Genomic DNA, 18,133 nt, shown 5'->3' on the forward strand with positions numbered 1-18,133 from the left:
ACTCCTCCACTTAGCCTTGAGGAAGTAACTCATGAAGAAAGTTCTGATCCCTCTGCTCGCCCTTGGCGGCGCGATGGTCCTGCAGCCCGCCGTGGCACAGGATGGTGAAACGCTGTTCAAGAGCAAGCCCTGCGCGGCCTGCCATAGCATCGACGCCAAGCTGGTTGGCCCGGCATTCAAGGAAGTCGCCGCCAAGTACGCCGATCAGGACGGCGCCGCCGAGCTGCTGGCCGGCCATATCAAGAACGGCAGCCAGGGCGTCTGGGGGCCGATCCCGATGCCACCAAACCCGGTCACCGAGGAAGAAGCCAAGATCCTCGCCGAGTGGGTTCTGAGCCAGAAATAACAACCAGGAGGACATCGTGATCCAGTCCCGACAGGCAGTATTCGGTTTGGGGCTCGCCCTGGTGTCCCTCCTCCCCGGTTTCTCAGCCCTGGCCGACGTCCCTACAGCCGAACGCCAGGCTCAACTCGAACATCTGCTGGCGCAGGATTGCGGCTCCTGCCACGGCCTGCGCATGACCGGCGGCCTCGGCCCCGCGCTGACACAGGACGCCCTCGCCAACAAACCCCGTGACAACCTGATTGCCACCGTGACCCACGGCAGGCCCGGCACCGCCATGCCTGGCTGGAATGCCCTGCTCGACGAACAGGACGTCGCCTGGCTCGTCGATCTACTCCTGGAAGGATATCCAAAACCATGATTCGTCCTCTGCTGATACTCGCCGCAGCCAGCATTCTCGCTGCCTGCGCGCAGCAACCACTGCGCGGCACGGGTGATCTGGGCGTGGTGGTCGAGCGCACCAGCGGCAGTCTGCAGATCATCGAGAGCAGCACAATGACGCGCCTGGGGCGTGTCGATGGGCTAGGCGATCTGTCTCATGCCTCGGTGGTGTTCTCCCGCGATCAGCGTTACGCCTACGTGTTCGGTCGCGACGGCGGGCTGAGCAAGATCGACCTGCTCGAACAGCGCATCGATCGGCGCGTGATCCAGGCCGGCAACAGCATCGGCGGCGCGATCAGCCAGGACGGCAGCCTGATCGCCGTTGGCAACTACGAGCCGGGCGGGGTCAAGGTCTTCGATGCTCGCACGCTCGAGCCAGTCGCCGATATTCCCGCCACCGCGCTGCCCGACGGCAGCCGCAACTCGCGCGTCGTGGGCGTCATCGACGCACCGGGGCAGCGGTTCATCTACAGCCTGTTCGACACCAACGAAACCTGGCTGCTGGACTTCAGCGCAAGCCGTACGCCCAAGGTCACCCGCTTCGAAAATATCGGCAAGCAACCCTACGACGCGCTGCTGACGCCCGATGGCCGCTATTACGTAGCCGGCCTGTTCGGCGAGGATGGCATGGCCAAGATAGACCTCTGGCACACGCGGCGCGGGGTCGAGCGCATTCTCGACGGCTATGGCAGGGGTCAGCAGAAGCTGCCTGTATACAAGATGCCGCATCTCGAAGGCTGGGCCGTCGCGGGCAACCAGACCTTCGTCCCGGCCGTGGGCCAGCACCGGGTGTTGGTGATGGATTCGCAGAGCTGGAAGCAGACCGATGCCATCGATGTCGCCGGCCAGCCTGTGTTCGTCATGGCGCGCCCGGATGCGCGGCAGGTCTGGGTCAACTTCGCTCACCCCGACAACGGTAAGGTGCAGGTGATCGACAGCGAGACGCATGAAATCATCGCCGAGCTGAAGCCCGGCCCCGCCGTGCTGCACATGGAGTTCACCGCTCGCGGCGATCAGCTCTGGCTTTCGGTGCGCGACGGGAATGAAATCCAGGTCTGGGACCCGTACAGCCTCCAACTGCTCAAGCGCCTGCCAGCCGAAAGCCCCAGCGGGATATTCTTCAGCAGCCGCGCGCACGAGACGGGGCTTTGATATGCAGATCGACGCACTCAGCCGCCGCCTGATCGACCGTTTTCAGCACGGCATGCCGCTGTGCAGCGAGCCCTACCGTGCGATGGCCGAGGCGCTGGACTGCAGCGAAGAAGACATTCTCGCCAGGCTTCGTCACCTGGACCGAATCGGCGGCCTGTCGCGCATCGGCCCGGTGTTCGAACACAGCCGCGCCGGCGCCAGCACGTTGGTGGCGCTGGCCGTGCCGCTGCATCGTCTGGAATCCGTGGCGACACAGATCAGCCGCTACCCCGAGGTGAACCACAACTACCATCGCGAGCATCCCTATAACCTCTGGTTCGTACTCACCGGGCCCGATCGCGCGCACCTGGACCATCTGCTGGCGGAGATCGAAGCGCAAACCGGCCTCAGGCCGCTGGACCTGCCGATGCGGTGTGCCTACCGCATCGACCTTGGCTTTCCCATTGGAGAAGCACCATGACCCTCGCCCTCAACGAGACGCAGGCTCTGCAGTTGCGTCGGCTGCTCGAAGCGGGCCTGCCGCTGGCCGCACGCCCGTATCGTGAACTGGCCGAACGCCTTGGCGCCAGCGAAGAAGCGGTGCTCGCGCAGGTCCGATGCTGGAACGAGAACGGCCTGTTCCGCCGTGTCGGACTGGTTCTCAAACATCGTGCCCTCGGATTCCGCGCAAACGCCATGCTGGTGATGGACGTTGCCGACGATCAGGTCGACGAGGTCGGCCATCGGCTGGGACAGGCGGCAGGTATCAACCTTTGTTACCAGCGCCCGCGTCGTCTGCCGGACTGGCGCTACAACCTGTTCTGCATGGTGCACGGCCGGGAGCGCGAGCAGGTATGCAGCCTGATCGAGCGCCTGCTGGCCGACCACGGATTGAGCGCCGTCCCCCATCGACTATTGTTCAGCACCCACGCGTTCAAACAGTGCGGGGGCCGCTACGCCCCGCCTGCCCACAGTGAGGCTGTCCATGGATGAGTTCGATCGCCGCCTCATCGACCGCCTGCAACACGGCCTGCCGTTGGTCCGTCACCCCTGGAAGACCGTCGCGCAAGAACTCGACGCCGACCCGCAACACCTGCGCGAGCGGGTGCAGGCCATGCTGGACGACGGCACGCTGACGCGCTTCGGGCCGATGTTCGATATCGAACGTCTCGGTGGCGCCTTCACACTCGCGGCACTGGCGGTTCCTGAAGAACGTTTCGACGCAGTCGCCGCCCAGCTCGCCGACATGCCCGAAGTCGCGCACAACTATCGCCGCGCGCATACCTGGAACATGTGGTTCGTGCTCGCTTGCGCAACCCCGCAGGGCATTGCCGACAGCCTCGCCCGTATCGAATCGCAGACCGGTCTGACGGTGCTCGACCTGCCGAAGGAGGAAACCTACCATGTCGGACTGCACTTCCCGCTTTGATCCAGATGCGCTGTCCAGGCGCCTGGTCCGCCTCACCGAAGCCGGCCTGCCGCTGGTGGACGATCCCTGGGCCTGGCTGGCCGAACGGCTGGGGCTGAGCGTGGACGCGACGCTCGAGCTGCTTCAGCAAATGCAGGCCGAAGGCGCCATCCGTCGCATCGCCGCCGTGCCGAACCACTATCGTCTGGGATATCGCCACAACGGCATGACCGTCTGGGATGTCGAGGACAGCGAGATGGCCCGTCTTGGCGCGCGGGTCGGCAACCAACCCTTCGTCAGCCACTGCTATCGACGGCCTCGCAGGGACGACTGGCGCTACAACCTGTTCGCCATGGTGCATGGCCGGAGCGCCGAGGAAATCGACACCTACCGCACGGCGATCCGTCAGTTGCTCGGCGACGCCTGTCGCGCCGAGGACATGCTGGTCAGCAGCCGCATTCTGAAAAAAACCGGCCTGCGCATGGCCGTGTCCCGCTGAGCCTGGGGCGACTGTGAGGCGGGCCCGTCCATCGGTCATCGCCGCACTGCTGCCCGGTCGACGCCTTCGTCCACTACGCGGTCGGTAACCCCATCCGGCCGGTCTGAGGCGCTTGAGCCGAACCAGGCCTGGCGCGCCTTTAATTGTTTCCAATCAAGGATTTCCCCGTGCCGCTCGGAGATGCTCCGCCCATCGACGCACGCGATACGCATGCGGGCCGACGAGGCCGTGTCGCCACGAGGAGAGACGCTCATGTTGAGAATCAGCCACTATCTGCGCGCCCTGGTGCAACCGACACAGCCGGTGCCCGGTGCGCGCAGCCCAGGCGGCACGCGCCCACCGGTGGTGATCTGGAATCTGCTGCGGCGCTGCAACCTGACCTGCCGACACTGCTACGCAACCTCCGCTGACAGTGCGTTCCGCGATGAGTTGACCACCGTCGAAGCCTTGAAGGTCATCGATGATCTACACGACGCCGGCGTTCGCGTGCTGATCCTGTCGGGTGGTGAGCCGTTGCTGCGCGAAGACCTTTTCGAGCTGGCTGGATACGCCCGTCGGCGTGGCTTTTTCGTCGCATTGTCGAGCAACGGCACGCTGATCGACGCACACAACATCGAGCGTATCGCTGCCGCACAGTTCGATTATGTCGGCATCAGCATCGACGGACTGGAAGCCGTGCACGACGACTGGCGCCAGCTCAAGGGCAGCTTCCGCGCCTCGATGCAGGCCATCGACCTGTGCCGCCGCTGGCACATCCGCGTCGGCCTGCGCACCACCCTGACCCAAGCCAACCATGCGCAGCTGCCCGCGCTGCTGGCACTGATGCGCGAACACGACGTACAGAAGTTCTATCTCTCGCACCTCAATTACAGCGGTCGCGGCAGGCGCAGCCGCAAGGCCGACGCGCATCACCAGATGACACGCGACGCCATGTACCAGCTGTTCGAGCGAGCCTGGGACGATGTGCAGAGCGGTCGCGAAACCGATTTCGTCAGCGGCAACAACGACGCCGATGCGGTGCTCATGCTGCAGTGGGCGCAAGCACGGCTGCCGCGCCATCGCGAGCACCTGGAAATCATGCTGCGGGCCTGGGGTGGTAATGCATCGGGAAACGGCATCGCCAATATCGACAACATCGGCGATGTCCATCCGGATACCTACTGGTGGCAACACACCGTAGGCAATGTCCGACGGCTGCCGTTTCGCCAGCTGTGGCTGGAGCAGCCCGATCCGTTACTGGTCAGGTTGCGGCAACACCCACGCGCCCTTGGCGGCCGCTGCGCCGCATGCCGCTGGCTGCCGATCTGCAACGGCAATACCCGCACCCGCGCCTGGGCGCAGGGCAACCTCTGGGGCGAAGACCCCGGCTGCTACCTCAGCGACCAAGAGATCGGCCTGTCGCCTGCGCAGCGCATTTCCTGCGTGGCGATCTGAATACCACGACAGCACTCATAAACGCCCGGTCACGCCACGGCGCAAACGCAGCCAGATGAGTTTTCAGGAGTCAGCATGGATCAGCCCACCCCTTTCCCCGCGCCCCTCGTTGCCACACTCGGTCCCGGCGAAGTCGCCCTTGTCGGCGCCGGCCCCGGCGACCCCGGCTTGCTCACGCTGCGCGCATGGAGCCTGCTGCAACAGGCCGACGCGGTGGTCTACGACCGTTTGGTCAGCGACGACCTGTTGCAACTGTTGCCCGCGCGCTGTGCGCGGCACTACGTTGGCAAGACCAGCGGCTACCACAGCCTGCCGCAGCCCCGGATCAATCAGCTGTTGGTGGATCTGGCGAAGCAGCGTCTGCGAGTGGTGCGCCTCAAGGGTGGCGATCCTTTCATCTTCGGACGGGGCGCCGAGGAACTCGAATACTTGCTCAGGCATGGCATCGACGGCCAGGTCGTTCCGGGCGTCACGGCCGCGGCCGGTTGCAGTGCCTACGCCGGCATCGCGCTGACCCATCGGGACCTGGCCCATTCCTGCCAGTTCATCACCGGCCATCTACAGCAAGACGGCGCCTTGCAGCTGCCCTGGGCGAGCCTGGTCGAAGGCAAGCAGACCCTGGTCTTCTATATGGGTCTGGCCAGTCTCGGCGAAATCTCCCGCAACCTGATCGCGGCCGGTCTGCCGTTCGACACGCCGGCTGCGCTGATCGGCAACGGTACGCGGCAGGACCAGCAAGTGGTGCGCTGCACCTTGAAACAACTGCCGACGATGGCCCAACAACAGCAGCTGAAGCCACCGACCTTGACCGTGATCGGCCAGGTGGTCGGGCTCTTCGCGGACCGCACCATCGAGTTTCCGGCCCGTCTGCGGGCCCACATCGATGCCCGTCCGGCCGCAAGGGAGGCGCTATGCGACTGATTCCGTTCGCACTGCTGGTGCTCTGCGGCGCGGCCCAGGCCACGCCCGAAGCGATATCGCCGGTGCAGGCTGGCGCGCTCTATGAGCAGCATTGTCAAAGCTGCCATGGCTTGAACCGTCTGGGTGGCGCCGGGCCTGCGTTGCTGCCGGAAAGCCTCAGCCGAATCAAGCCGGACGAGGCGCGTGCGGTCATTCGCGACGGCCGCCCGGCGAGCCAGATGGCCGCCTTCGGCGACCGCCTGGATGATGCCGAGATCGATGGACTGGCCCGCTATCTCTATCGACCAGCCGCAACTCCGCCGATCTGGACCGACGCCGATATCCGTGCCAGCCACCGCCTGTTTGCCGATCTCGGGTCGCTGCCCGACACCCCACAGCATGGGGCCGACCCCCTCAACCTGTTCGTGGTAGTCGAGGCCGGCAACCACCATGTACGGATACTGGACGGCGACCGTTTCGAGGAACTGGCCAACTTCCCGTCGCACTTCGCCCTGCACGGCGGCCCGAAATTCTCCCCCGATGGCCGCTTTGTCTACTTCGCCTCGCGCGACGGCTGGATCAGCCTCTACGACCTGCACAACCTGACCCTGATCGCACACGTTCGCGCAGGGCTGAACACTCGCAACCTGGCGGTGAGCAACGACGGTCGCTGGGTACTTGTGGGCAACTATCTGCCGGGCAACCTGGTACTGCTGGACGCCCATGACCTGTCGCTGGTCAAACACATCCCGGCCATCGCTGCCGACGGCACGCCTTCGCGCGTCAGTGCCGTGTACACCGCGCCCCCGCGCGGCAGTTTCGTGGTCGCGCTCAAGGATGTGCAGGAAGCCTGGGAACTGTCCTACGCGGGCGAGCCGGACTTCAAGCCGCGACGGATCATCGCCAGGGACTTTCTCGATGATTTTTCCTTCACCCCGGACTATCGCTACCTGTTGGCCACTTCGCGCAAAGCCCACGGCGGCCAGGTGATCGATCTGGACAGTGGCGAGGCCGTCACCGACATTCCGCTGCCCGGCATGCCGCACCTCGGTTCGGGCATCTACTGGAAGCGCAACGGCCAATGGGTCTTCGCCACACCCAACGTGGCCAGGGGCGTGATCTCGGTGCTGGACCTGCACAGCTGGACGCTGATCAAGGAAATCCCGACCGAAGGGCCGGGATTCTTCATGCGCAGCCATGCGAACTCGGCCTATGCCTGGACGGACGTCTTTTTCGGTCCGAACAACGACGCCGTGCACCTGATCGACAAGCAGACCCTGGCGGTCGCCCATACCCTCAGACCCATGCCGGGCAAGAACGCGGCGCATGTCGAGTTCACTCACGATGGCCGCTATCTGTTGCTGAGCGTCTGGGATACGGACGGCGCACTGATCGTTTATGACGCGAGCAGCCTCGAAGAAATCAAGCGCATCCCGATGAACAAACCGTCGGGCAAGTACAACGTCGGCAACAAGATCGAGTTCGCCGAGGGTACATCGCACTAGTCGAAACGACCGGACGCTCACGCGGGCAATGCCCCGCTACCCTCCGTACGGACTCTCGGCTTCCGTTACTGATGTCAACCTGCTTTCATATCAATCCCTTTGATATGAGCATCCTCGCATGGACATCGATCTCGCCCGTACCTTTCTTGAGATCATCCGCAGCGGCAGCTTCATCGCCACTGCCGAGCGGTTGCACATCACCCAGACGGCGGTGACCGCCCGAGTTCGCAGTCTCGAGACGCAGCTCGGTTGCAGGCTGTTCGTGCGCAACCGAGCCGGCGCCCGACTGACCAGCGACGGCGAACGCTTCGTCGCCTATGCCACGCAACTGGTGCAGACCTGGGAGACGGCCCGGCGCGACCTGCCGCTACCGCGTGGCTACGACACACTGTTGTCGCTCGGCGCCGAAGTGAGCCTGTGCAACCCGCTGATGCTCGCCTGGGTCCAGCGCCTGCGCCAGATGATGCCTGACCACGCGCTTCGCAACGAAGTGGCCAGCGGGAGCGAACTGCAAAAGCAGCTCGACCTCGGTGCGCTGGACGCGGCGCTGGTGCATCAGCCCGAATACTGGCCGGGCCTGCAGGTCGAACAACTGCTGGAGGAAAAGCTGATCCAGGTGGCGCATGCCAGCAATCCGGAACCTTACCTCTACGTCGACTGGGGCCCTGCGTTCCGCCAACAGCATGACCTTGCACTGCCTGGCCATATCCGAGCGGCGTTATCGTTCAGCCTGGGGCCGCTGGCGTTGCAGTATCTGGTGCAGTGCGGCGGTCGCGGTTACTTCCGCACGCGTGTCGTGCAGCGCTACCTGGACGAAGGTGTTCTCAAGCGCGTCGAGCAGGCGCCGGAGTTCAGCTACCCGATCTACCTGGTCTACTCGCGCGCGGCACAGTCACCGGCGCTGTTTCGCGCCATCGAACTGCTGCGCGAGGTGGCCGAAGACGACTACGACTGGTCGCGCTGGACGTACGAAATCTGAGCGCCGCACAGCGACCCACCGTCAATCGGGCAAATGCTTGAGCCAGTTTCGATAGAGCGCGGCGATCAGATCGGTCTGGGTGATCATGCCCAAGAGCCGCTGCCGTGTGTCGACCACCGGCAAGCAGTGCAGACCGCGGTCCGACAGCAGGAATACCAGATCGACCATGTGCGTGTCCTCGGCCACCGAGACCACCGGCGCGCTCATGATCATGCGCAGCTGGACGCCGCGCAGGAATCTCAGTTGACCGAAGTTGATCCGGCCAGAGGTCGGGCGGAAATGCTTGAGCAGGTCAACCAGAGTCACGATGCCCAACAATTCGTGAGTATCGGGCTGCAGCACCGGCAAGGCATGCAGCCGATGCTCGCGCAGGGTCCGCCAGGCGCGCTGTATGCTGCACTCGGCAGTGCCCCAGTAGAGATCGCGGGACATGATATCGGCGGCGGTGATCTTGCCCATGCTTCGCCGCAACGCGTGCTTCTCGGTCTGCTTGATCAGCTGTGCGAGGTCGTCACGGGTGACGTCCACGTACTCGCCGAAATCCGCCAGGGCCCGCTCGATATCGTCCTCGCTGAAGCTCATCCGCTCGCTGGGCAGGGAATCCAGGGTGTGGTGCGGATTGCCTTTCGCTGCGCGAGGCTTCGGATAGGCATGGCCACTGAGGTTGTTGTATATCAACGCCACCGAAACCAGCAGCAGCGAATTGAACGCGACCGGGTAGAGCAGTTGGAAACCATAGGCATGCAGCTCCGGGCTGCCCACCACCGCGACCAAAGCCAGCGCCGCGCCAGGCGGGTGCAGACAACGCAGGCCAAACAGACCGAAGATCGCCAGGGCTCCCGCCAGCCCGGCGGCGGTCGCCACAGGCAGGTCGCTGGCACCGAACGCAACACCGATCGCCGTCGCCAAAAGGCTGCCAGCGATCACCGACCACGGCTGGGCGAAGGGGCTCGACGAGGCGACGAACAGCAGCACGGCGGTCGCAGCCGCCGGCGCCGCCAACGGCAGACTGATCGAAACGCCGAAAAGCCAGGCGCCGGCAGGCAATACCAGCAACAACGCCAGCCCGATGCCAAACGCGGCACGCAGCCATTCGCCGGGGCGCGCTGACAACGGCGCGGGCCCAAAGGATCGGCACCAGTCGATGAGACGTTCGTGCATGCTTCTCGCGTGTGGTTGGGCTGATTGGATGCCCGGCAGTGCCGGGTGATACATCCAGGCGAGGCCATTTCAGCAGAGTGGGAGCGGCCCATGCACCGAACAGGCGCATCGGAATGAAACGCGCACATTGTCGGTGCATCCAACACCCCGCCGCCAATGAATCGTATTGATCTTTAACTGCACTATTTTTGTTATCAACCGGTGTTCAGGTGGCGGTCGTGGCGCCTATCCCTCGCGCTCCGTGTGCTGCGCTCGTAGTGCCGCTTGCAGCTCGGCAAATCGTTGGCCTCGCGAATCAGTGGAGGGTATAGCCGTTGTCGACGACCCAATCCTGGCCGTAAACGCCTCGAGCCCCCTGCGACAATTGATGCAGGATCACATCGGCCACCGCGGCCGACTCGAGAAAATGGCCGGGCAGCAGGCGTTGGCTGACGCCTTCGGCGACCTGCTCGAGCTGCTCGTCGGCCAGCCCGAGGTGGCCCCAGATGGCTGTCGCGGTCGGTCCCGGCGAGACCACGTTGATGCGCACCCCCAGCGGTGCGAACTCCACGGCCAGCGTCCGCGCCTGCGCCACCAACGCAGCCTTGCTGGCAATATAGGCGGCCAGGCCAGGAAAGGTACGGCGCGTCAGGAAAGTCCCGACGAACACCACCGAAGCCTGTCTGGCCAGCTCGGTTCGCAGGGCGCCCAGCGTGTTCAGCGCACCGGCGCCATTGACCGCCCACTGGCGGTCGAAACACGCCATGTCCAGACTGTCTCCCAGCTCGGCAATACCGGCGTTCGGTACCAGATAATGCACCGGCCCCAGTTCGGCGGCGCGACGACTCAGCAGCCGCAGGTCGTCCGAGGACGTCACATCGCCGGCCAGCCAGTGCAGCCGTTCGGGATAGGCGTCCAGCAGCGCGTGCAGACCTCCCGGACTGCGTGACATGGCCAGCACCCGAGCCCCTTGCCACAACAGCGACGTGCACAGCGCCAGGCCAATACCGGAGCTGGCCCCGGTCAGGACGGCCAGGCGGTCCTTGAATTCACTCTTCATCATCTTCTCCGATGCCGGCATTCGCCGGGCGCAGGCTGCCCGTCCCCGGAATGGGCAGGCAGCGGTTGTTCAAAGGATGAGCACAGGCGACGATGGTGACGCGACGCGGTCAGCCAGGATGGCCGTCGACCCGTGCAGTCAGCAGCATCGGTGCATAGCGCCAGGCGTACAGGGCGAAGGCCAGCGTCCAGCAGATTGCCGCGAGCCAAAGGCCGGTCAGCGGCCACAGTCCGGAAAGGAACACCCGCGACGCCGCGCCGAGGTTGAACAGCACGAATGCCCCGACCATGCCCGTGGGCAACTGCAGCGGCCGACCGGTGTGGCCGAGGGTGACGCGGGCGATCATCGCCAGTATCAAGCCGCTCATCGAGCCCACCGATAGGGCGTGCAACGCAGGGCTCGAACTGTCCAGCAAGCCGACGTTCCACAGCCCCAGCCCCGTCGCGGCGACCACCAGCCAGAGCATCGCCAGGTGCAGCGACCAGAGAAGCGGAACGCGCCAGATACCCGCGTCGTACCAACGCGCCAGCCGCAGCAGGTGCCCCGCTGCGATGGCGAAAAACAGCGCGCCTAGAAGCCAGTCCCGCTGCAATGCGGGGCCCGTGGCGTAGAGCATGGCTACCAGGCCGGTGGCGATCAGCAGGGCCACGTCAAGCCATAGCCAGGGTTTCACCGCCTCGGTGCGACCGAGGCCGCGTTGGGTGAAAAAGGGAATAACCCGTCCGCCGATGATGGCCATCAAGGCCGCCACCAGCCACAATCCGGCCAGCACACCCTGGCGCTGCAAGCCGTCGTCGCCCCACGCGATCGCGCAGAGCACTACCGCGTCGGCGCCGATCATCAGGGTGAGCACGACGATGATCGGGTAATTGCGCGTCTGCCTGGCGCGCCACAGCATGCGCGCCATCAACCCTGTCACACCGAGCAGGAAAAGCAGGTCCGCCGCGGCCAGCAACCCGATCGGCGCGCCCATCAACCAGCCCAGACGCGCCGCCAGCCAGAGTCCCGCAAGCGCTGCCAGCGAGTTGCCAGAGACGCCAGGCTGGCCCGTCCAGGTCTGTCCGGCGGTGAGCAGGAAACCGGCGACGATTGCCATGGCGAAACCGAACAGCATTTCATGGCGGTGCCATGACAGCCAGCCGCCGGTGGGCTGAAAACCGGGCCACAGCCCCGTCCACGCGGCGACCCAGAGCGGTATCGCGAACATGGCGAAGAGGCAGCCGACGAGGAAAAACGGGCGAAACGCGAGCCGCCAGAGGGGTGGAATGCTGAGGGCTTTTCGCCGATCGATGACGTGCACGAGGCCTCCTGACACTTCTTGCGCGACGGCCAGCAAGGCGGTAAGCCGCTGGGCCGAAGATCCTGGCTCCAAGGTGCCTGGAGCCAGGGTTACGTTCTACAGGGTAGAAGCCGCTCACGGACTTGATTGCAATCAGCTTTTCAAGGAGCCGGGCGGCCGCATACATTCGGTCCAGCGGGGGCGGTTATTTCAGTTCCTGCTTGGCCGCATCGCTCGATGCCGTGCCTTCACGGTCGTTCATCGAGTTGCGAAAGCCGCTGATCGCGCCACCCAGGTCCGAGCCAAGCCCGCGCAGGCGTTTGGTGCCGAACAGCATGACCACGATCAGCAGCACGATCAGGAGCTGCCAGATGCTGATTCCCATCATTTCAGTGACCTCGAGTAGTCGTTGCCGATCAGTGACCGACGTGAGCCTGATGACCGGACGTGCCATGCGGCATTCCCGACGTTTGCTGGAGCACCGATGAGTCAATGTCCTCGAAGCGCAGCACCCGGCCACCGTGCATGGCCGCCAGGGCCTTGGCCGCGGACTCGTCGGCGAACGTCGCCAGGACCGCGCCCATCGCGCCCTTGAGTGGCGTGCCGGCGACATAGTAGGCCGCGGTTGCGTCGATCAGGTAGTGATCATCTGGACCTTCCCAGGTGCTGCGCCCCATGTCATGCACGTAAAGCCTGGCATCGAGCATGCGGTTCTCCGGCTGCAGCCACCATCCGAGAAGCTCCGCCGTCGAGCAGAACTTCCTCACCGAGCCGTGCTGCACCGCCTGCCCCTTCGGTCCAGGGAAATCGCCAATCGCCATGCCGCAGACGTGACACTCGTCGCTGGCGTGAAACGCGACCGGTTCGAGCACCTGTCCGGGCTGCTGGGTTTCGTTGCAGCCGGCCAACCCAAGCAACACGATGGAAACCAGGACCTTGGCCGCCCGGATATTTAACGCACTCATCATTGCAGTTCCTTTAACCGAGTCATCAGACGAGCCGACGGCGGAACACGCCATAGGCCAACAGCAGCGATACGCCGACCCACAACAGCAGGCACAGCCAGAGCGCGGCGGCTTTTACCGGCAACGCACTGCCCAGCGACAAAACGCCCATGGCGCTGCCCTCTTCGAAGCCGGACAGGTTGATCAGCCGGTAGATGTCCGCCGGGTTGAGCAGCAGCAACCAGGGCAGCACGTCGGGGCTGAACCTGCCCTCGCTGAACACCAGCAACGCCAGCAGAACCAGGTCGAATACCAGCACGAACAGGAACCAGACACCCAGGGCCAGCCCGGCGGCGCTGGACTTCTCGCTGACCCTGCTGCTCAGCACGTAGGCCATGGCCAGGAACACCCAGCCAAGCAAGGTCGACGAGACCATGAAGCGGCCAAAGGCCCAAACCAACAGCCCAAGCTCGACGTCGTCTACCAGCACGGCGATGGCCAGCAGGGCGCAGCCGAAGCCGATCAGTACCGCCAGGGCGAGGATCAGGCCATGGCCAACGAACTTGCCCAGCAGGATTTGCCCACGCCCAAGCGGGTAGGTCAGCAGCAGCATCAGGGTCCCGCCCTCGTCCTCGCCGACGATCGCATCGTAGGCCAGCAGCAGCGCGATCAGCGGCATCAGAAAGGTGGCCAGGCTCGCCAGGCTCGCGATGGTCGCCGGGATCGAGGTGAAACCCAGTTGACCGGAGGCTGCGGCTCCGAGCCAGGCGATGCCCACCGCGAGGCCCGCGAACAGCAGGCTGATGGCAAGCAGCCAACGGTTGCGCAGACCGTCGCTGAGCTCCTTGCGGGCGATGTACCAGACTGGGTTCATAACGTGCCCTCCGTCGCGCGCGCACTGTCTGCGCGCGTCATGTAGTAGCGATACAGGTCTTCGAGCGACGGCTGATGGATCTCGATGTCGTCCGGCCCGCCTTCGCCGAGCAGTTGGCGCAGCAGCGGCAGCTTGTGGCCGTTGACGGCTGAAACCTCTACGCTGCGCTCGCCCAGCGCGCGGGCGCTATGGCCCTCCGCGTCCCAGCGCCGCAGCCAGCCGGCACCGTCTGCGATACCACTGGCGCGGATGCGCACCGGCAGCCCCGCCTCGACCCGCAATTGCGTCAGGCTGCCGACTGCCTGCAATTGGCCCTTGGCCAGAATCGCCGCGCGATTGATATGAGCCTCGACGCCAGGCAGCACGTGCGAGCAGAGAATGACGCTGGTGCCGCGCTGGCGCAGACGGTCGATCACCTGATAGAGGTCACTCGTGGCAATGGGGTCCAGGCCTACGGTCGGCTCGTCGAGCAACAACAGCCTCGGCTCACCGAGCAGCGCCTGCGCCAGCCCGAGCCGCTGGCGCATGCCCTTTGAATAGGTTTTCAGCCGGCGCTCGGCCGCGTGACCGAGACCGACCTGTTCGAGCAGCTCATCGACCTGCTTCAGCGGTGCACGCTTCAGGCGCGCGAAATGGCGTAGCGTTTCGCGGCCGCTGAGCTGTGGATAAAAGGTCACGTTCTCGGGCAGATAGCCGAGCTGCCGTCGCACGGCCGGGTCGGTGGGCTGCGCACCCAGCACCTGGACCGAACCTTCGCTCGGGGCGAGCAGGCCGAGAATCAGCTTCATGCTGGTGGTCTTGCCAGCACCGTTGTGGCCGAACAGGCCAAGCACTTCGCCTTCTGCGACGCTCAGGCTCACATCGTGCAATACGGTCAAAGGCCCGTAGCGCTGGTGCACACCGTGGATCTCGACTGCGCTCATGGCGTTGCCTCCTGCTGTGTGCGAATCAGGGATGGAAGGGCTGGCCGCATCAGCGGATAGCTGTCCTGCACGCCCGGCGACTTGACCACCGGGAAGGCACGCTGGACCCAGCGCAGCAGTTCGATGCTCGGGCTGTTCATCAGCAGTCGCACCTGCGGATAGAGCCAGAGCAGGCGGTCGACGTTGTCGTTGGGCTCATAGGCGACATCGCCAACGCCGTCGCCGTTGCGGTCCCAGCCGAGGTAGTCGCTCCAGTAATTGCCGCGGCCTTCGAACGACCATTGCTGGGTGCGGCTGGCGACGTATTTGACCTGTTGACGATTGCCGATGAAGGCATTGCCGGCGATGCGGTTGTCTTCGGAGCCGGCGGTGAGGTGAATACCCAGCGCGCTGTTTTCGAAACGGTTGCCTTCGATGATGTTGAACAGCGAGTTGTAGATGAACAGCGCCTTGCCCTCGGCGCCAGCGATCATGCTGTCGCCGGTCGAGCCGCTGCGCACATCGCTGACCCGGTTGTCGCGGATGGTCGAATAGGTGATGTAGTTCATTAGGATGCCGTAGTTCTCGTCCTGCTCGGAACGATTGCCGATCACGGTCAGCTTGCGGCTCTGCATCAGCGCATAGCCGGTACGAGTGCGCCGGGTGAGATTGCCGATCACGGCGTTATCGTTGGCGAACATGTAGTGCACGCCGTAACGCACGTCCTCGAGCACGTTGCCCTCGAGGTGATTGCCGTTGGAGGTATCGATGTAGATGCCGTCGCGCGCGTGGCGCACCTGATTGGCGACGATGCGCGCGCCGCTCACGGCATAGAGGTGAATGCCATTGCCACGGTCCTGCGAGCGTACCCGTGTGTCGCCCTCGATCCGGTTGCCAAGCAGGCTGGCATCGCGCGAGCCATCGACCCAGATGCCGAAGCCTGCGCCGTACAGCTGGTTGTCGCGGATCACCACCCGTTGCGCCTTCGGCCGGATGAAGATGCCCGCGTTCATCGCGGTGAGGTCGCGCCCCCAGTCGCGCAACGTGCAACCTTCGACGATCACGTCGGAGGCCTCGATCGACAAGCCGTTGCCCTCGCCTTGCGCCTGCAGCACGGCACCGGGCGCGCAGGACAGCCGGATCGGCTGGCCGATACTGAACTGCCCGCGGTGTTCGCCCGCAGGCAGCCGCCAATGCTGCTCGCCCAACCGCTCCAGCGGCAGTGTGGTTATGGGTTGCGGTGCCGCCAGGGCCGCACCGCCAGACAGGGCCAGCGACACAGCGGCCAGCAACCGAAGTCCGGGTGTCGCCTGATATCCGAGCACTGCGTTATTCCTCTTCATTTTCCAGGCAGGTGGCGTATCGGCCCGTCCATGGACCCGGCGCCTGGTGCGGCGACACTTCGCGGTATCCACGCGCCTGCGGGAAGCGCGTGGACGCCGCCCCAGGCGTTACGCAGGCTCGACCAGCATGCGGCCGACCATCTCCATGTGCAGCGCGTGGCAGAACCAGCTGCAGTAGTACCAATGCAGGCCGGGCTTGTCGGCGATGAAGGTGATGGACGAGGTCTGCTGCGGGCTGATCTCCATGCTTGCGCCGTGGTTGGTCATGACGAAACCGTGGGACACGTCTTCGATCTGATCGATGTTGGTGATCACCACGGTGACTTCATCGCCTTGCCTGACGGTGAATTCGGTCATGCCATAGGTGGGTGCCATCGAGGTCATGTACACGCGTACCTTGTCGCCCTCGCGGATGACCTTGTTGTCGGTCTCCAGGTTGACGCCGTCTTTCTTCGCCATTTCCACGGTCGGGGCAAAGAACGGATCGTTACGGTCCCAGACTTTCCGCGGCCTGATCTGATCGCGGCGGGCCAGGATGCAGTCGTGCGGTTCGGCGTAGGTCGGACCGTCGTGCACCAGCTTCATCTGTTCGCCGGAGATGTCGATCAGTTGGTCGTTTTCCGGGTGCAGCGGGCCGGTCGGCAGGAAGCGATCCTTGGAGAACTTGCACAGTGCCACCAGCCACTTGCCATCGGCTTCGCTGGTTTCGGTCAGCGATGCATGCAAATGGCCCGGCTGGTACTGCACGTCGAGCTTCTGTTTGATGTAGTTGACCTTTTCGCCGTTATAGGCGCGCACCGCGTCGGCCATGTTCCACTTGACCACCTGGCTGTCGATGAACAGCGTGGTGTAGGCGTTACCGCGACCGTCGAAGGTGGTATGCAGCGGGCCCAGGCCCAGTTCCGGCTCGGCCGCGACCACCTCGCGCGGATCCTTCAGTTTGCCGTCGAAGAGCTCGTCGAGCTTGGCGATCTCGATCATGGTGACTGTCGGCGACAGCTTGCCGGCAGCGATGAAGTACTTGCCGTCGGATGACGTGTTGCAGCCATGCGGATTCTTCGGCACAGGGATGTAGCGGGTGAACGCCGAGCCGGCGCGACCGTCGACCACCGGCACCTTGGAGTCGCCTAGGGTGCTGAACTGGCCTGCCTTGATAGCCGCCTCGATGCGCGGGATGTTGAACACCACGACCCAGTCGCGCTCGTTGCGCATCATGCCGCCCAGGTCGTAGGCTTTCTCCGAGTTGTAGCAGGTGGATGCGGCGTACGTGCCGGTGTAGTCGGCATCGGTGTTGTCCAGGTTGCCGTCGACGATGACCTGGAAGGCCATTTCCATCTTCTCGGCATCGATGACGTTGAACAGGGTGTAGCTGTTCTCCGATTGCAGGTCGAAGGAGCTGCCGTCATTGGGGTGCGGGATCACGAATTCAGCGTTGGCGAACACGTACCGGGTGTGCGGCACCTTTTGCAGACGCAAGCCGTGGATGGCCTGGACGTTCGGCACCGTGAGCATCTTGTCGCACTTCATGATGTCCAGGCGGATCCGCGCGACGCGGCTGTTGGCCTTGTCGTTGATGAACAGGTATTTGCCGTCGTACTTGCCGTCGGTCATGGAGATGTGCGGGTGGTGGCAGTCACCGTTCAGGAACTTTGCGCTCTCGCCCATGATATGGCGGCTTTCGTTGGTCAGTCCCCATCCGGTGGCCGAGTCGACGTTGAACACCGGAATGCGCATCAGCTCGCGCATGGACGGCACGCCCACGACGCGCACCTCGCCCTGGTGCCCGCCACTCCAGAAGCCGTAGTAATCGTCCAGTTCACCTGGCGCCACGTGGATCTTCTGCTGCGCATCCTTGACCGCCGCCGCCCAGGTTTCACGGCTCATCACCGCACCGCCGAATGCGGTCGCGGCCACTGCGGCCCCGGTCAATGCGCTGGCGCCGAGGAAGCCGCGGCGACTCAGGCCGCTTTTATCGAGTGCTTTCCGGTTGCTGGTTTCTTTGTCGCTCATG

At 64.5% G+C, this 18,133-nt stretch carries 20 protein-coding genes; 11 read left to right on the forward strand and 9 right to left on the reverse strand.

Translation table 11 applies throughout. The features are described from left to right. Nucleotides 1-31 precede the first annotated feature (31 nt). The 11 genes from GQA94_RS21110 to GQA94_RS21160 all read left to right on the forward strand — a co-directional run bounded on the left by GQA94_RS21110 (nucleotide 32) and on the right by GQA94_RS21160 (nucleotide 8,580). Nucleotides 32-346 carry a c-type cytochrome gene (locus GQA94_RS21110; RefSeq protein ID WP_158189851.1) on the forward strand — a complete coding sequence of 105 codons (315 nt, stop codon included), beginning with the start codon at nucleotides 32-34 and terminating at the stop codon, nucleotides 344-346. 16 nt (nucleotides 347-362) lie between these two features. Next, nucleotides 363-704 (forward strand): c-type cytochrome, encoded by a 342-nt coding sequence (locus tag GQA94_RS21115; RefSeq protein ID WP_199270079.1) that lies wholly within the window; start codon nucleotides 363-365, stop codon nucleotides 702-704. After that, nucleotides 701-1,876 carry a cytochrome D1 domain-containing protein gene (locus GQA94_RS21120; protein ID WP_158189852.1) on the forward strand — a complete coding sequence of 392 codons (1,176 nt, stop codon included), beginning with the start codon at nucleotides 701-703 and terminating at the stop codon, nucleotides 1,874-1,876. The genes GQA94_RS21115 and GQA94_RS21120 overlap by 4 nt, the downstream gene beginning before the upstream one ends. A 1-nt stretch (nucleotide 1,877) precedes the next feature. Beyond that, nucleotides 1,878-2,336 (forward strand): Lrp/AsnC family transcriptional regulator, encoded by a 459-nt coding sequence (locus GQA94_RS21125; protein WP_158189853.1) that lies wholly within the window; start codon nucleotides 1,878-1,880, stop codon nucleotides 2,334-2,336. Further along, complete coding sequence (locus tag GQA94_RS21130) at nucleotides 2,333-2,848, forward strand: AsnC family protein (protein ID WP_158189854.1); 516 nt, start codon at nucleotides 2,333-2,335, stop codon at nucleotides 2,846-2,848. The genes GQA94_RS21125 and GQA94_RS21130 overlap by 4 nt, the downstream gene beginning before the upstream one ends. Further along, nucleotides 2,841-3,284 carry an Lrp/AsnC family transcriptional regulator gene (locus GQA94_RS21135; RefSeq protein WP_158189855.1) on the forward strand — a complete coding sequence of 148 codons (444 nt, stop codon included), beginning with the start codon at nucleotides 2,841-2,843 and terminating at the stop codon, nucleotides 3,282-3,284. Before GQA94_RS21130 ends, GQA94_RS21135 begins: the two co-directional genes overlap by 8 nt. Continuing rightward, a complete protein-coding gene (locus GQA94_RS21140; protein WP_158189856.1) occupies nucleotides 3,259-3,762 on the forward strand; it encodes a nitrite reductase in 504 nt (167 codons plus the stop codon). The genes GQA94_RS21135 and GQA94_RS21140 overlap by 26 nt, the downstream gene beginning before the upstream one ends. A gap of 252 nt (nucleotides 3,763-4,014) precedes the next feature. Beyond that, a complete protein-coding gene (nirJ, locus tag GQA94_RS21145; protein WP_158189857.1) occupies nucleotides 4,015-5,196 on the forward strand; it encodes a heme d1 biosynthesis radical SAM protein NirJ in 1,182 nt (393 codons plus the stop codon). A gap of 75 nt (nucleotides 5,197-5,271) precedes the next feature. Next, nucleotides 5,272-6,117 (forward strand): uroporphyrinogen-III C-methyltransferase, encoded by an 846-nt coding sequence (cobA, locus tag GQA94_RS21150; protein ID WP_158189858.1) that lies wholly within the window; start codon nucleotides 5,272-5,274, stop codon nucleotides 6,115-6,117. Next, entirely contained in the window at nucleotides 6,108-7,601 is a 1,494-nt protein-coding gene (locus tag GQA94_RS21155; RefSeq protein WP_158189859.1) for a nitrite reductase, read from the forward strand. The genes cobA and GQA94_RS21155 overlap by 10 nt, the downstream gene beginning before the upstream one ends. A gap of 118 nt (nucleotides 7,602-7,719) precedes the next feature. Then, complete coding sequence (locus tag GQA94_RS21160; RefSeq protein ID WP_158189860.1) at nucleotides 7,720-8,580, forward strand: LysR family transcriptional regulator; 861 nt, start codon at nucleotides 7,720-7,722, stop codon at nucleotides 8,578-8,580. A gap of 21 nt (nucleotides 8,581-8,601) precedes the next feature. Here GQA94_RS21160 and GQA94_RS21165 read toward each other — a convergent pair whose 3' ends face one another. From GQA94_RS21165 to nosZ, 9 genes are all read right to left on the reverse strand, one after another. Then, nucleotides 8,602-9,741, reverse strand: a complete 1,140-nt coding sequence (locus GQA94_RS21165) for an HPP family protein (RefSeq protein WP_158189861.1) — start codon at nucleotides 9,739-9,741, stop codon at nucleotides 8,602-8,604. Nucleotides 9,742-10,036: 295 nt separating this feature from the next. Continuing rightward, complete coding sequence (locus tag GQA94_RS21170; RefSeq protein ID WP_158189862.1) at nucleotides 10,037-10,780, reverse strand: SDR family NAD(P)-dependent oxidoreductase; 744 nt, start codon at nucleotides 10,778-10,780, stop codon at nucleotides 10,037-10,039. Between the two features lie 109 nt (nucleotides 10,781-10,889). Beyond that, on the reverse strand, nucleotides 10,890-12,080 hold the full coding sequence (locus GQA94_RS21175; RefSeq protein ID WP_158189863.1) for an NnrS family protein: 1,191 nt from the start codon (nucleotides 12,078-12,080) through the stop codon (nucleotides 10,890-10,892). Between the two features lie 184 nt (nucleotides 12,081-12,264). Continuing rightward, nucleotides 12,265-12,447 (reverse strand): twin-arginine translocase TatA/TatE family subunit, encoded by a 183-nt coding sequence (tatA, locus tag GQA94_RS21180; RefSeq protein WP_199270080.1) that lies wholly within the window; start codon nucleotides 12,445-12,447, stop codon nucleotides 12,265-12,267. A gap of 28 nt (nucleotides 12,448-12,475) precedes the next feature. Continuing rightward, a complete protein-coding gene (locus tag GQA94_RS21185) occupies nucleotides 12,476-13,024 on the reverse strand; it encodes a nitrous oxide reductase accessory protein NosL (RefSeq protein ID WP_158189864.1) in 549 nt (182 codons plus the stop codon). 25 nt (nucleotides 13,025-13,049) lie between these two features. Beyond that, nucleotides 13,050-13,877, reverse strand: a complete 828-nt coding sequence (locus GQA94_RS21190) for an ABC transporter permease (RefSeq protein WP_158189865.1) — start codon at nucleotides 13,875-13,877, stop codon at nucleotides 13,050-13,052. Continuing rightward, entirely contained in the window at nucleotides 13,874-14,800 is a 927-nt protein-coding gene (locus GQA94_RS21195; protein WP_158189866.1) for an ABC transporter ATP-binding protein, read from the reverse strand. Before GQA94_RS21195 ends, GQA94_RS21190 begins: the two co-directional genes overlap by 4 nt. Next, nucleotides 14,797-16,122 carry a nitrous oxide reductase family maturation protein NosD gene (locus GQA94_RS21200; protein WP_158189867.1) on the reverse strand — a complete coding sequence of 442 codons (1,326 nt, stop codon included), beginning with the start codon at nucleotides 16,120-16,122 and terminating at the stop codon, nucleotides 14,797-14,799. The genes GQA94_RS21195 and GQA94_RS21200 overlap by 4 nt, the downstream gene beginning before the upstream one ends. 108 nt (nucleotides 16,123-16,230) lie before the next feature. After that, entirely contained in the window at nucleotides 16,231-18,132 is a 1,902-nt protein-coding gene (nosZ, locus tag GQA94_RS21205) for a TAT-dependent nitrous-oxide reductase (RefSeq protein WP_158189868.1), read from the reverse strand. Between the last annotated feature and the right edge of the window lies 1 nt (nucleotide 18,133).

It is taken from the genome of Stutzerimonas stutzeri, assembly GCF_009789555.1.
GTDB lineage: Bacteria > Pseudomonadota > Gammaproteobacteria > Pseudomonadales > Pseudomonadaceae > Stutzerimonas > Stutzerimonas stutzeri_R.

What these genes read in the sequence shown, in the direction of transcription:
- GQA94_RS21125 (WP_158189853.1), top strand. Translation starts at nt 1,878, where the DNA reads ATGCAGATCGACGCACTCAGCCGCCGCCTGATCGACCGTTTTCAGCAC.
- GQA94_RS21135 (WP_158189855.1), top strand. Translation starts at nt 2,841, where the DNA reads ATGGATGAGTTCGATCGCCGCCTCATCGACCGCCTGCAACACGGCCTG.
- GQA94_RS21120 (WP_158189852.1), top strand. Translation starts at nt 701, where the DNA reads ATGATTCGTCCTCTGCTGATACTCGCCGCAGCCAGCATTCTCGCTGCC.
- GQA94_RS21130 (WP_158189854.1), top strand. Translation starts at nt 2,333, where the DNA reads ATGACCCTCGCCCTCAACGAGACGCAGGCTCTGCAGTTGCGTCGGCTG.
- cobA (WP_158189858.1), top strand. Translation starts at nt 5,272, where the DNA reads ATGGATCAGCCCACCCCTTTCCCCGCGCCCCTCGTTGCCACACTCGGT.
- GQA94_RS21110 (WP_158189851.1), top strand. Translation starts at nt 32, where the DNA reads ATGAAGAAAGTTCTGATCCCTCTGCTCGCCCTTGGCGGCGCGATGGTC.
- tatA (WP_199270080.1), bottom strand. Translation starts at nt 12,447, where the DNA reads ATGATGGGAATCAGCATCTGGCAGCTCCTGATCGTGCTGCTGATCGTG.
- nosZ (WP_158189868.1), bottom strand. Translation starts at nt 18,132, where the DNA reads ATGAGCGACAAAGAAACCAGCAACCGGAAAGCACTCGATAAAAGCGGC.
- GQA94_RS21170 (WP_158189862.1), bottom strand. Translation starts at nt 10,780, where the DNA reads ATGAAGAGTGAATTCAAGGACCGCCTGGCCGTCCTGACCGGGGCCAGC.
- nirJ (WP_158189857.1), top strand. Translation starts at nt 4,015, where the DNA reads ATGTTGAGAATCAGCCACTATCTGCGCGCCCTGGTGCAACCGACACAG.
- GQA94_RS21195 (WP_158189866.1), bottom strand. Translation starts at nt 14,800, where the DNA reads ATGAGCGCAGTCGAGATCCACGGTGTGCACCAGCGCTACGGGCCTTTG.
- GQA94_RS21165 (WP_158189861.1), bottom strand. Translation starts at nt 9,741, where the DNA reads ATGCACGAACGTCTCATCGACTGGTGCCGATCCTTTGGGCCCGCGCCG.
- GQA94_RS21185 (WP_158189864.1), bottom strand. Translation starts at nt 13,024, where the DNA reads ATGAGTGCGTTAAATATCCGGGCGGCCAAGGTCCTGGTTTCCATCGTG.
- GQA94_RS21200 (WP_158189867.1), bottom strand. Translation starts at nt 16,122, where the DNA reads ATGAAGAGGAATAACGCAGTGCTCGGATATCAGGCGACACCCGGACTT.
- GQA94_RS21190 (WP_158189865.1), bottom strand. Translation starts at nt 13,877, where the DNA reads ATGAACCCAGTCTGGTACATCGCCCGCAAGGAGCTCAGCGACGGTCTG.
- GQA94_RS21140 (WP_158189856.1), top strand. Translation starts at nt 3,259, where the DNA reads ATGTCGGACTGCACTTCCCGCTTTGATCCAGATGCGCTGTCCAGGCGC.
- GQA94_RS21160 (WP_158189860.1), top strand. Translation starts at nt 7,720, where the DNA reads ATGGACATCGATCTCGCCCGTACCTTTCTTGAGATCATCCGCAGCGGC.
- GQA94_RS21155 (WP_158189859.1), top strand. Translation starts at nt 6,108, where the DNA reads ATGCGACTGATTCCGTTCGCACTGCTGGTGCTCTGCGGCGCGGCCCAG.